We start from the raw sequence: 11,906 nt of genomic DNA on the forward strand, positions 1-11,906 counted from the left end.
GGCCGTGTCATGAGTCTGGTGACCTTGGAGAACGTCTCCAAGAAGTACGACGATCTGCTGGCGCTGGACCGGGTGTCGCTCAAAGTCGATCCGGGTGAGTTCGTCTGCCTGCTGGGCGCGTCCGGCTGTGGCAAGAGCACGCTGCTCTCGCTGGTGGCCGGGCTCGACGGGATCACCGGCGGCACGCTCGACACGGGCGGCCGCAAGGTCTCGCTGATGTTCCAGGAGGCTGCGCTCTTCCCCTGGCTCTCGGTCCGGGGCAACGTCGAGCTGCCGCTACGACTGCAGGGCGTGTCCCGGCCCGAGCGCCGGAAGCGGGCCGAGGAGTTGCTCGCCATCGTGCGGCTCAGCGGCTTCGCCGACAAGCGGCCGCACGAGCTCTCGGGCGGCATGCGCCAGCGCGTGGCCCTGGCCCGCGCGCTGGCCCAGGACGCCGACATCCTGCTCATGGACGAGCCGTTCGGCGCGCTCGACGCGATGACCCGCGACATCCTGCACGACGAGCTCGAGCGGATCTGGCGCGAGCAGTCGCTCACCGTCCTGTTCGTCACGCACAACGTGCGCGAGGCGGTGCGCCTGGGCGACCGCGTCATCCTGCTCAGCAGCCGGCCGGGCCGGGTGATCGAGGACTACGCGATCACCCACGAGCGGCCCCGGCGCATCGACTCCCCCGAGGTGGCCGGTCAGGCCGCCGAGATCACCGACCGGCTCCGCGCGGAGGTCGCCCGCCATGCCCACTAACCTGCCGCCGACGACGGTGGAGACCCCGGCCCAGCGGACGCCGAATGCCTCCGAGGCGGCCGAGGTCGCCGGTCTCGACGCGCTCGAGCTGCAGCCCAAGCGCGACAAGGGCAACCTCGGCCCGCGGATCTGGAAGAGCGCCTGGCCCAAGTTTCTGGCCATCGCGATCGTGCTGCTGGTGTGGCAGGCCGCGGTCTGGTCGGAGTGGAAGCCGATCTACGTGCTGCCCTCGCCGCTCACGGTCTTCACCGACCTGGGCAACGTGATCACCACGGGCGACTTCTGGGACGGCGTACGGGTGACGATGACCCGCGCCTTCACCGGCTTCCTGCTGGCCGTGGTCATCGGCACGGTCGTCGGGGCCCTCGTCTCGCAGTTCGCGCCGTTGCGGGCGGCCATCGGCTCGCTGATCACCGGTCTGCAGACGATGCCCTCGATCATGTGGTTCCCGCTGGCCATCCTGCTCTTCCAGCTCAGCGAGAGCGCCATCCTGTTCGTGGTCGTGCTCGGCGCCGCCCCCTCGGTGGCCAACGGGCTGATCAGCGGCATCGACTACGTGCCGCGCACCTGGCTGCGGGTCGGGCAGGTGCTGGGCATGCGGGGCTTCGCCAAATACCGGCACCTGATCCTGCCGGCCTCGCTACCGTCGTTCATCTCGGGCCTCAAGCAGGGCTGGGCGTTCTCGTGGCGCAGCCTGATGGCCGGCGAGCTGCTGGTCATCGTGCCGGGCGCGCTGTCGATCGGCGTGCGCATGCAGCAGGCCCGCGACCTGAGCGACTCGAGCCTGGTGATCAGCTACATCATCGTCGTCCTGATCATCGGCATCCTGATCGACGTCTTGTTCAACGCCGCCGACAACTCCCTGCGCAAACGTTGGGGCCTGCTGAGCTAGCTGGCTCCACGTCGCTCCGCGGCAAGCGCCCCTTTAGCTGGCGTTACACGGGCCGAACAGACGCAAGGACGTCGTCGATGATGTAGTCCCACTGTTTGTGGGTGCCCGGGACCGAGATGTAGAGGACGGCCGCGGTCGTCTTGCCGACGTCGATGACCGCCACCGCGGAGAGTTCCTCGGTGGCGGTCAGCCCGGGCGCCTGGAAGTGCAGCCGGAACTCGCTGACCCAGGCCGGCCGCCCGCCCAGTTTGGTCAGCTCGTCACGGATCGGGTCCATCGTGTTCGGTTGCGGGTAGTACTCGGCCCGCACGTCCGCGGCCACCTGCCGCCCCACGCATTCGAGGTTGAGCGTCACCGCGTCGTTGTCGGCCGCCGGCACCGCGGCCGACAGGATCGAGGCGTGGTAACTGCCGCCGCTGTACTGCTCGGTGACGAAGTGCTGACCCTTGCGATAGGGCACCTCGAGCGTCCCGGCCCGCCACACGTCGGTCCACGGCTCCCAGGGCTCGCCATAGGCCTTGTACGAGATGCCGGCCTCGTCGTCGGTCGTCCGCGCCCCCGTCGCCGGCGGCGGTGCGCTGGGCGACCGGGTCGGACCCGCGCTCGGTGATCCGCTGGGCGCCGGACAGGCCTGGGCCAGCGGTGGGCGTACATCGGTGGGGGCCGACTCTTTCGAACCGAACGGGTCACCCTCGGACGAGAACACGAGGACGAGCACGACGGTCAGACCGATGGCCAGGATCGCGCCGGCGATTCCCCCGAAGATCCGCATCTGCCGCTTGCGCCGCTGCGGCCCGTCGGGCGACGGCGCCTCGGGCCCAGGTGGGGGCGGCGGCTTGACCGGAGGGCCGCCCGGAGCCGTGACCAGCCCGGACCCGAACCCGCCGCCCGGTTGCTGCCAGGAGTGAGGCTCGGACATGAAACCCAGTGAACACCACGATGGTGGCGATCACGTCACGGCAGGGGTGCGGCGTTCTCCACAGCCTGGCCCAGCAGGGCGCTCACCTGCTGCCAGAGCGAGGGGCTGACCTCGGCCGGAGCGGTGCCGACGGCGGGATACCAGGGCGCGAAGGCCACCACGAGCACCAGCGCGACGCCGGAGACGGCGACCGCGAGAACGAATCCGAACTCCCGGCGGGCGGATGGTCCGCGCATGCCGGTACCTCCAAAATACGTCCGAGAGAAAAGGGCCGATAATTCTTAGACGCGCAAACGGGCCCGTACGTTGCACCGTCCCAGGAGAAGTTCAGCGACTTCCGCTACCGTCTTGCCATGGAACTCGTGTATCCGCCGGTCGTCGCCCTTGCCAAGACGATGTTCCGGGTGCTCGACATGAAGATCGAGATCGACGGCGCCGAGCACATCCCGGCCACCGGCGGGGCGGTGCTCGCCAGCAACCACGTGAGCTACCTCGACTTCATCTTCTGCGGTCTGGGCGCTCAGCCGGCCAAGCGCCTGGTGCGCTTCATGGCCAAGGATGCCGTTTTCCGTCACAAGGTGAGCGGTCCGCTGATGCGCGGCATGCGGCACATCCCGGTCGACCGCGACGCCGGCGCCGCTTCCTTCCGGGCGGCCACCCAGGCGCTCAAGGACGGTGAGGTGGTCGGTGTCTTCCCCGAGGCGACGATCAGCGAGTCGTTCACCGTCAAAGAGCTCAAGTCGGGCGCGGTCCGGCTGGCCCGCACGGCCAAGGTGCCGCTGATCCCGATGGCCGTCTGGGGTCCCCACCGGCTGTGGACCAAGAACCACAAGAAAGATCTGACCAAGCGTCACGTGCCGGTGATCATCAAGATCGGCCAGGCCATCGAGATGCCCAAGGGCACCTCGCCCGACGCGCTCACGGCGATCCTGAAAGAACGGCTGAGCGGCCTGCTCGACGCGGCCCAGCGCGCGTACCCCGAGAAGCCCTCGGGCCCCGACGACCGCTGGTGGCTGCCGGCCCACATGGGCGGCACAGCCCCGCTGCCGGCCGCGGCCGCCGTCTGAGACACAGCAAAAGCGCCGCACCCCCGACCGGGGTGCGGCGCTTTCGACTAGCTACTTCAGAGCGGACGGATGTTCGCGGCCTGCGGGCCCTTCTGGCCCTGGGTCACCTCGAACTCGACCCGCTGGTTCTCGTCCAGGCTGCGGTAGCCCGAGGTCTGGATAGCGGAGAAGTGGGCGAAGACGTCGGCGCCGCCGTCGTCCGGGGTGATGAACCCGAAGCCCTTGTCCGCGTTAAACCACTTCACAACGCCGGTAACCATGATCGTCTCCTCGACGGTCGATCGCTCCGACCCAACATGGGCGGAACGAGGTAATAAGACCCACACTTCATGAGTCTCGTGTCGCCGTACTGATCGCCCGTACCGGAGAAACCCGGGTTACGACAAAGAGCGCCTGGGGCAGACTTCCCCACAGGCGCTCCTGAGTACTTGGGAACCAAACTGACAACGCGCAGAGCTTAACACGTCTGAGGAGGTTCGCCGGTGATCGGCGTTCAACTGGCACAGCAGCTCAGGGAGGCCGGACTGGGCTGGAAACCGGCCCTCGGGGACCGTTTCGCGATCCCCGATCGGGACCTCGACGACGAGGTCTTCGTCCTGAGCAACATGACGATCGAGGTGCATGCGATGCCCGAGGGCCGGGTGATCGGATTCAACGGCACGACCGAGTGGGCGATGGACGACGTGGAGCTCGACGAGACGGTCTGGCTGCCCCGGGAGGACCAGTTGCGCGAGTTGCTGGGCGGCACCTTCCGGGCCCTGCGGCGGGGCCCGGCCGGCTACGAGGTGGACATCGATCTGCTGGGTGAGGAGCGCACGTTCACGGCCGGGTCGGCCGAGGAGGCGTACGCGTCCGGCTTGTTGCATCTTTTGGCGGCTGCGGGGGCCGACGGGGCTTAGTTCACCCGTTCGGGGAGGCGCTCGATCAGGGCGGCCAGCTGGGCTGCGTCGAGCAGGTCGACCGGCCGGACGGTGACCTGCTCACGGACGTAGTGGAAGCCGGCCCGGACCCGGTTGAGCGGCACCCCGGCCAGCGACGCCCAGGCCAGCCGGTACGCGGCCAGCTGCACGGCGGCGGCCTCGGCGTCCGCGCCCTCGGGCCGGCGACCGGTCTTCCAGTCGATGACGTCGAACCGGTTGGCTGTGTCGGCGTAGACCGCGTCCATCCGCCCGCGCACGACCACCCCGGCGATCGTGGTCGCGAACGGCACCTCGACCTCGATCGGCGTGCGCTCGGCCCACTCACCGGCCAGGAACGCCTCCTGCAGGGCGATCAGCTCGGCGTCGTCGGCCGCGTCGTCGTCGGCCGCACCGGGCAGCTCGTCGATGTCGATCAGCCGGACCGCGCCGAACCGCTGCTCGAGCCAGGCGTGGAAGGCCGTGCCCCTTCGGGCATGCGGCAGCGGGCGATGAGGCAACGGGCGGCGCAGCGAGCGGGCCAGGGCCTGCGGGTCGCGGCGCAGCACCACCAGCTGCGACACCGACAGGTGGGCGGGCAGCGCCACCTCGAGCGGGCCGTCGCGGCGGGCCCGCTCGTCGCGCTCGGCCAGCAGCAGGGCCGCCTCACGCCGCCAGCGCTCGATGTCCCGATCCTTCGCGGCCGGCAGGCCGACCAGCTCGGCGGCCAGGCCGGACCGCTCGGCCACCTCGGGCTCGGCCTCGGCCAGCTCGGCAAAGGCCTCGGCCGCCTCGGCGCCGGGGGCTGAGATCATGCGGCGGATCAGGTCGGCCGCGGCAGCCATGGCCGGGCGGCGCAGGCCCAGCGGGTCGAACGGCCACTGCGCGGACGGCACCACTTCGGCCGCCGGGTTGGTCGCGCCCGGGTCCGGCTCGGGCGTCCACGCGTCGACCACGCCCGCGCCCCCGTCGCAGGCCGCGCGGATCTCCGACAGGAAGACCGACGGGCCCCGGGGACGCTTCACGCCGTCGCCCCACCAGTAGCCGGAGGCGAGCAGCAGGCGCCGCGGACGGGTCACCGCGACGTAGGCCAGCCGGCGCTCCTCGCGGACGTCATGGTCTTTCCAGGCCGTGCCGAACTCGGTGACCGCGGTGAGCACGCCCTTCTGGTCGGCCGCCTCGGACAGGTCGAGCCGCGGCAGGCCGTCCGAGTCGCCGCGCAGCGGGAACGGCAGCACGCCGATGCCCATCAGGTAGTGGTCGGAGCTGCGCGACATGCTCGGCCACACGCCCTTGCTGAGACCCGCGACCGAGACGACGTCCCACTCCAGACCCTTGGCGGCGTGCGCGGTGAGGATCTGGACCGCGCCCTCGACCACGTCGACCTGACCCGGTTCGAGGCCGCGTTCCTCCTCCTCGGCCGCGGTCAGGAAGGCCAGGAAGCCGGCCAGCGTGCCCCCGTCGGTCTCGGCGCCGTAGCGGGCGGCGGTGTCGGCCAGCGCGTCCAGGTGACCCCGGGCCAGACCGGCGTCCCCGGCCGCCCAGCCGCGCACGGCCACCTCGACGTCCAGCCCGATCGTGCGCTCGATGTCGGCCACCAGGTCGGGCAGCGGTTGGTCGAGGCGCTGCCGCAGGGCGCTCAGTTCCCGGCTGTACGCATGGAGACGGCCGTAGCCCTCGGCCGAGTACTGCTGCGGGGCGCCCAGATCGGCCATCGCCTCGACCAATGTGGCGTCGTCGAGCCGGTCGGCCACGATGTCGTCGGGCTCGGCCCCGGCCACCACGGCGGCCCGGGCCGCGGCCAGCCCGCGGGCGCGGCGGTGCAGGGCCACCAGGTCGCGCGGGCCGATCCGCCAGCGGGCCCCGGTGAGCAGGCGCAACAGCGACGCCCCGTCGGTCGGGTCGGCCAGCACCCGCAGCGTGCAGACCACGTCGCGTACTTCCGGAGTGTCGAGCAGACCGCCCAGGCCGACCACCTCGACCGGCAGGCCACGGGCGCGCAACGCCTCCTCGATGGCCGGGATCTGACTGCGTACGCGAACCAGAACGGCACTGGTCGGCCGCTTCTCGACCGGGATCTCGCCCGGGGCGGCCTCGGGCATCCCGGCGATGATCCGCCACGCGGTGAGCATCGAGTCGCCGATCCAGGCCGCCTCGTCGGCGAACGTGGGCAGCAGCGCGCAGGCCACCGTGCGGCCGCCGACCGAGCCGGAGACCCGTTCCGCCGCCCGCAGCTCGGTGACCCGGGCCCCGAACGCGCGCAGCGGGGCCGAGAGTGTGTTGGCGACCCGCAGGATCTCGGGCCGGTTGCGCCAGCTGCGGGTCAGGCGGGCGGTGCGGGCCGGCTCGCCGCCGGGCAACGTGAATTCCTCGGGGAAGCGGTCGAGGGTGCCGGCCGAGGCGCCGCGCCAGCCGTAGATCGACTGGCACGGGTCGCCGACCGCGGTCACCGGATGGCCGCCCCCGAACAGCGCGTTCAGCATGGTCACCTGGGCGTGGCTGGTGTCCTGGTACTCGTCCAGCAGCACGATCCGGAAGCGGCCGCGCTCGATCTCGCCGACCTCGGGGTGATCGCGGGCGACCAGGGCCGCACGGGCCATCTGGTCGCCGAAGTCCATCGCCTCCAGGTCGAGCTTGCGCTGCTCGTACAGGCGGACCAGGGGCAGCAGGGTGAGCCGCTGACGCTGCCGGGTGAGCACGTCGTTGACGTCCTTGTAGACCTTGCCCGGCAGCTCCTGGACGTCGGCGAAGAAGCGGCCGGTCCACGCGGCCAGCTCGTCCGGGGTGATCAGGTGCTCGGCCAGCTCGCCGGCCAGGGCCAGCACGTCGTCGGTGACGGTGGACGGGGCCCGGTTCACGCCGGTCATCTCGCCGGTGTACGAGCGCACCAGCGAGTCGACGATCTGCCAGCGGGCGGCCTCGGTGAGCAGGCGGGCCGACGGCTCGTAGCCGGCCCGCAGGCCGTGCTCGGTGACGACCCGGGCCGCGTACGAGTGATAGGTCGAAATGGTGGCCTCGCCCGCGAACGCGTCGTCCCGGCCGAGCCGGCGCACCAACTGCCCCAACCGGGTGCGTACGCGATGAGCCAGCTCCCCGGCCGCCTTCCGGGTGAACGTCAGACCGAGGATCTCGTCGGGGTGGGCGTAGCTGTTGGCGACCAGCCACACCACGCGCGAGGCCATCGTCTCGGTCTTGCCCGACCCGGCCCCGGCCACGACCAGCAGCGGCTCGACCGGCGCCGAGATGATCTCGGACTGCTCGGTCGTGGGCCGGGGCAGCCGCAGCAGCCGGGCCAGCTCCTCCGGGGTGTAACGGGGTCCCGAATCGGCCCGGCGGCGGGGCGTCGCCGGCTCGTCGGCGAAGAGGCTCGGTTGGGTCACTGGCCCTGCTCTACGACTTGGCGTCCCTTGCCCGAGACCGGGCAGCTGGTGCGCACCGGGCACACCCGGCAACGGCTGTTGGCGACGGCCGAGAAGGTGGCCGCGGCCATCGTGTCGGCCGTGCGACGAACCATGTCGTACGCCCATTGCGGGTCGGTCGCGTCGGCCAGGGGCAGCTGCATCTGCTCGCGGGCGTCCTTGCCCGGGCCGAGCTGCACGAGCGCGGCCCCACCACTCTCGGCGCCGTAGTCGGCGAAGGCCCCGGCCTGCACTGCGGTCTGGTAACCGGCGAGCTGGGCGTGCTCCTCGACCTCGGCCGCGGCGACGGCGGTGGACTTGCCGGTCTTGAGGTCGATGACCACGAGGCGGCCGTCCTCGTCGATCTCGAGCCGGTCGACCCGGCCGGTGAGCTGGATCGGGCGGGTCGGATCCTCGAGCCGGACGCTGAACTCGTGCTCGATGGCCAGCAGCCGCCGCGGGTTGACGGCGAGCCAGCGCAGCAGCTTGTCGACCATGGCCTGCGCCCTGTCCTGCTCCGGGCCGGCCAGCCAGCGGGCGGCCAGCTCGATCGCGTCGAACCGCGCGCTGACGTACTCGACCAGCTTCTCGCGGTCGGCGTTGGCGTCCTCGGCCAGCATGGCCGCCGCGTGCACCAGGTTGCCGACCCCCTGAGCCGGGCCGGCCGGGGCCGCGCCGCCGTGCCGTTCGAGCAGCCAGCGCAGGCTGCAGCGCATGGCGCTCTCCATCGAGGACGGCGTGACCTTGACCGCCTCGCCGTCGTCGACCAGCGGCCGGTCGTCGGAGAGCGGCCGCAGCCCCCACCACTCGTCCGGGTGCGCGCCGGGCACGCCGGCCGCGGCCAGCTTGGCCAGTTCGGCGGCCGCCGCATGCCGTCGTTCCGGCGTCTGGTCGGTTCCCACCACGACCGTACGGAGTTCAGCCACGAGCGCCGACAGCGTCAGAGCTCGCGGCGGCCGCCCCACCGGGATCTCTTCCGGGTCATCCACCGGCTCGGCCTCACCCGGCTCCTCGTCGGACGGCTCCTCGCTCGGCCACTCCCCCGGATCATCGCTGATGAGGGCGCCCTGCTCGCCCACGTCGGCGCGGCGCACAGGCTCGGAGATCCGGCCCGTGGCGACGTCGCCCTGGAGCATGGCGAGGCTTTCCGCGGCGCCCGAGTTTTGCGCGGAAGCGGCGTTTTGCGCGGAAGCGGAAGTCAGCGGGGCGCCAGGGCTTTGCAGGGCGTCCGAGCGGGGGCCGTCAGGGTCGATGTCCCGCGGATCGGGGCCGGGCGGTGGGCTGGGATCGGGTGGTGGGGGTGGGCCGGGGTCGTCGTCGTTCATGCCTAGTTCAGTGAGGAAGCGGCTCGGCTGTTCTTCGCCTTCGGAGCCGCCGACGCCCGCGGTGGCGATCGCGGTGACGATCAGTTTGTGGCGGGCGCGGGTGGTGGCCACATAGAACAGCCGCCGCTCCTCGTCGAGCAGGGCGGACGTCTCGCCCACGACGGCCGCCGGGCCCGAGGCGGCGCGGCCGGCGAGCACGTCGACCAGGCGTTCCGAGCCGAGCAGGCTGCCGCGCAGGCGCAGGTCGGGCCAGATGCCCTCTTGCACGCCGGCCAGCACGACCACGTCCCACTCCAGGCCCTTGGCGGCGTGGGCGGTGAGCAGGCGGACGGACTCGCCCCGATCGGCGCTGGGGGCGATCGAGTCGGCCGGCAGGTCTTGGGCCAGCACATGGTCGAGGAACACCTCGACCCGCGCGCCGGGCAGCCGGTCGACGAACCGGGCCGCGGCGTCGAACAGCACGACCATCGAGTCGAGGTCACGGTCGGCTGCCTCGGCCCGCCACTGCCGGGCCCGGCCGACGTCGGTGTTCTCGGGGGCGGGGCCGGAGCGGGTGCTCATCGCGTACCAGCGGTCGGCCAGCCCGCTGGCCTTCCACACCGTCCACAACACCTGCTCGGCGGTGGCGCCGGGCGCGGCGGCGGCCTCGCGCGCGGTGGCCAGCAGGCGGGCGACGTTCTGGGCGGGCAGGGCCCAGCGCCGTTCCACCATGTCGAGCCCGGCCGGGTCACGAACCGAGTCGACCAGCAGCTCACCCGACGGACGCCTGTCCCCCGCGGCCAGCGCCAACGCCCGCAGCCCCTGCCGGAGCCGCCGCTCGGCCAGCGGATCGGCCCCGCCCAGCGACGAGTGCAGCAGGGACACGGCCGTCTCTTCGTTGAGCGCCTCGGGATCGAGCGCACAGCGCAGCAGCAACAGGAAGGGCGCGACCGCCGGCTGCAGGTGCAGCGGCAGGTCTTCGGCATGGGTCACGGTCGGCACACCGGCCGCGGCCAGTGCCCGCTGCAACGACGGCAACTGCAACGACGTGCTGCGCAGCATTACCGCCATCCGCGACCACGGCACCCCGTGCAGCAAATGCGCTTCACGCAATGCGTGCGCCACATAAGCCGCCTCGGCGGTGGCCGCCCGAAATATCCGCACATCGGTTTCGGCGGGTAGGGCCTTCCGGCTGGACGCTTCTTCGACGCTGCGCTCGGCCGCCGGAGCGGGGTGCGGGCTGGGCTCTCCGTGAGTCACGCCGCTGAAAGCGCCACGCGGCCCATCGGATCGGGCCGGCTCGGGGGCAGGGACGTGCTGGCCAGGACCCTCGACCAGGTGCGCCTCGGCGGAGTCCGCGTCGGACGAGCCAGGACCGTGTGGGCGCGGCCCGGCAGGAGCGGACAGATGCGCGCCGCCGGGAACGGGCGGGTGCTCGCCGCCGGGAACGGGCGGGTGCTCGCCGACTGTGTCCGGGTCGCGCGAGCCAGAAAAGTGTGGGTGCGCCCCGGCGGGAGCGGGCGGGTGCGCCCCGGCAGCCTCGGGTGAGGTGGGAGCGGGTGGGGGTTCGGGGCCGAGCAGCGGGGGTGGGGGGTGCATGGGGCGGTGCCGGATCGGGCCGCGCATGCGGCGGGCGACGCGGGACGTCGCTGAGAGCAGTGGCAGCTCGGCGCGGTAGTTGGTGTGCAGGGTCAGTGTTTCGGCCAGGGCGCCCGACGCCGTCCTGAACTTGGCCGGGAAGCCGGCCACCGCGCCCGGGTCGGCGCCGCGGAAGCCGTAGATGGACGAGTCGGGGTCGCCGAACGCCACCAGCGGCTTGCCGCCGCCCGCGACCAGCGACAGCAGCTCGATCTGGGCCGGGTCGGTGTCGGCCAGTTCGTCGACGTAGACAAAAGCCAGGCGGCGGCGCTCGGCCTCGAGCAGGTCGGGCTGGTCGGCCAGCAGGCCCGAGGCGGCCCGCACCAGCTCGGCCGGGTCGTAGGCCGACGAGCCGCGGGTGGTCACGTCGCGCAGGGCCAGGACGGCGACGTATTCGCGCAGGAAGCGGGCGGCGGCGGGCCAGTCGTCGCGGCCCAGGCGCTCACCGAGGCGGGCCAGTTCGACCGGACCGACGCCGCGCTCGGCGGCGCGCTGCATGAGGTCGCGCAGCTGCTGGGCGAAGGCGCGGGTGGGCAGCGCGGGGCGTAGGGCGGCGGGCCAGCCGATCGGGTCGGGCGCGTCGACCTCGCCCGAGGCCTCGAGCAGCTCACGGATGATCAGGTCTTGTTCGGGGCCGGTGAGCAGGCGCGGGGACGGTTCGCCGCGGTCGGCCGCGGCTCGGCGGAGCAGGCCGAAGGCGTACGCGTGGAAGGTGCGGACCAGCGGCTCGTGCACGATGCGGCCGGGGTCGGCGGCGATGCGGGCCTCGATGCGGTCGCGCAGGGCAGTGGCGCCGCGCCGGCCGAAAGTGAGGATCAGGATGCGCTCGGGGTCGACGCCGGCGGCGATGCGCGCGGCCACCGACTCGACCAGCGTCGTCGTCTTGCCCGTGCCGGGACCGCCGACCACCAGTAGCGGGCCGTCGACGTGGCCGGCCGCGTAGCTCTGGAGCGGGTCGTCGAGCAGCGCGGGCAGCACGGTGGCGGGACGCCGGACCAGACGGTATGCCGGGCGGCGCACCGCGGCGGGGGAAGAGGCCGGCGTGCTCACG

At 72.4% G+C, this 11,906-nt stretch carries 9 protein-coding genes; 4 read left to right on the forward strand and 5 right to left on the reverse strand.

What is annotated here, in order from left to right; genetic code table 11:
• Positions 1-9: 9 nt before the first annotated feature.
• Positions 10-741, forward strand: coding sequence for an ABC transporter ATP-binding protein (locus tag M1L60_RS16980; RefSeq protein ID WP_253238397.1), 732 nt, complete (start codon positions 10-12; stop codon positions 739-741).
• The gene (locus tag M1L60_RS16985; protein ID WP_253238398.1) at positions 731-1,633 is read left to right on the forward strand and encodes an ABC transporter permease; all 903 of its coding nucleotides are present in this window, start codon (positions 731-733) and stop codon (positions 1,631-1,633) included. Before M1L60_RS16980 ends, M1L60_RS16985 begins: the two co-directional genes overlap by 11 nt.
• A 43-nt stretch (positions 1,634-1,676) precedes the next feature.
• On the opposite strand, the gene M1L60_RS16990 is transcribed toward M1L60_RS16985, so the two are convergent.
• Together M1L60_RS16990 and M1L60_RS16995 are read right to left on the reverse strand one after the other, a co-directional pair.
• Entirely contained in the window at positions 1,677-2,552 is an 876-nt protein-coding gene (locus tag M1L60_RS16990; protein WP_253238399.1) for a hypothetical protein, read from the reverse strand.
• Between the two features lie 35 nt (positions 2,553-2,587).
• Positions 2,588-2,788: a hypothetical protein gene (locus tag M1L60_RS16995; protein WP_253238400.1), complete on the reverse strand. Its 201-nt coding sequence runs from the start codon at positions 2,786-2,788 to the stop codon at positions 2,588-2,590.
• Between the two features lie 117 nt (positions 2,789-2,905).
• Here M1L60_RS16995 and M1L60_RS17000 point away from each other — a divergent pair, with 117 nt between their 5' ends.
• Positions 2,906-3,619, forward strand: a complete 714-nt coding sequence (locus M1L60_RS17000; protein ID WP_253238401.1) for a lysophospholipid acyltransferase family protein — start codon at positions 2,906-2,908, stop codon at positions 3,617-3,619.
• 56 nt (positions 3,620-3,675) lie between these two features.
• Here M1L60_RS17000 and cspE read toward each other — a convergent pair whose 3' ends face one another.
• Positions 3,676-3,879 (reverse strand): transcription antiterminator/RNA stability regulator CspE, encoded by a 204-nt coding sequence (gene cspE / locus M1L60_RS17005; RefSeq protein ID WP_015625344.1) that lies wholly within the window; start codon positions 3,877-3,879, stop codon positions 3,676-3,678.
• Positions 3,880-4,101: 222 nt separating this feature from the next.
• Here cspE and M1L60_RS17010 point away from each other — a divergent pair, with 222 nt between their 5' ends.
• On the forward strand, positions 4,102-4,518 hold the full coding sequence (locus M1L60_RS17010) for a pilus assembly protein CpaE (RefSeq protein ID WP_253238402.1): 417 nt from the start codon (positions 4,102-4,104) through the stop codon (positions 4,516-4,518).
• Here M1L60_RS17010 and M1L60_RS17015 read toward each other — a convergent pair.
• Together M1L60_RS17015 and M1L60_RS17020 are read right to left on the reverse strand one after the other, a co-directional pair.
• Positions 4,515-7,895 (reverse strand): ATP-dependent helicase, encoded by a 3,381-nt coding sequence (locus tag M1L60_RS17015; RefSeq protein ID WP_253238403.1) that lies wholly within the window; start codon positions 7,893-7,895, stop codon positions 4,515-4,517. The two genes, M1L60_RS17010 and M1L60_RS17015, sit on opposite strands and share 4 nt — an antisense overlap.
• Positions 7,892-11,905, reverse strand: a complete 4,014-nt coding sequence (locus M1L60_RS17020; RefSeq protein ID WP_253238404.1) for an ATP-dependent helicase — start codon at positions 11,903-11,905, stop codon at positions 7,892-7,894. The genes M1L60_RS17015 and M1L60_RS17020 overlap by 4 nt, the downstream gene beginning before the upstream one ends.
• Position 11,906: the final 1 nt, after the last annotated feature.

The organism is Paractinoplanes aksuensis (genome assembly GCF_024137025.1).
Classification (GTDB): domain Bacteria; phylum Actinomycetota; class Actinomycetes; order Mycobacteriales; family Micromonosporaceae; genus Actinoplanes; species Actinoplanes aksuensis.